Below are 616 nucleotides of genomic sequence, written 5' to 3'. Positions count from 1 at the left end.
GCCAGTCGCGCCTTCATACGGTCGCTGATCGAGTAGCCGACGATCCGGGCTGAGAACACGTCCGTGATGGCGCAGAGGTAGAGCTTTCCCTCGTCGGCTTGAGTTCCAGCCATCGTCGCAACACTCTGATCGGGAGGTGCGTGCGATGGTTATTCGGCCGAGGGGTAGAGAGAATGTGCAGTACAAGGCGAAGGAGCGGGACGAGTTCTTCCGTCGGCTTGATCGTGGCGGCACGATCCGTGCTGTCGCGGCTGAGCTGGGGCTGAGCGTTGAGTCGTGTTACCGGTGGCGAAATGAGGCTGGCGTATCGACTTCCCGTGCGAAGAGCCGGGTCTATACGGCTGAGGACAAGGCCGAGTTCTTCCGCCTGCTGGCGTCGACGGGGAACGTGTCGAAGGTCGCGAAAGAGCTCGGGTTCGTGCGGGTCACTTGCTACAAGTGGGCGCATCAGGCGGGGATCTTCACGGGGAAGGACACCCGCGCTCAACGAGCACGGTTTGAGCGGTTGCGTGCCGACGGTGTCAGTCGGGCGGATGCTGCGAGACGGGTCGGGGTGGACAAGCGCTCTGCGCAAGATTGGGACAAGGGCATCAAGCAGATAACGGGCGGACGCGTT

The 616-nt window shown here is 62.5% G+C and carries 1 pseudogene; it reads left to right on the top strand.

What is annotated here, in order from left to right:
• Nucleotides 1-175: 175 nt before the first annotated feature.
• A pseudogene (locus tag FS770_RS13580) lies at nt 176-616 on the top strand (hypothetical protein); the annotation flags it as partial.

The organism is Kocuria salsicia (assembly GCF_007681555.1).
Lineage (GTDB): Bacteria > Actinomycetota > Actinomycetes > Actinomycetales > Micrococcaceae > Kocuria > Kocuria salsicia.
Note: the sequence above shows the minus strand (reverse complement) of the source record. Positions and strands in the feature narration are given on the sequence as shown.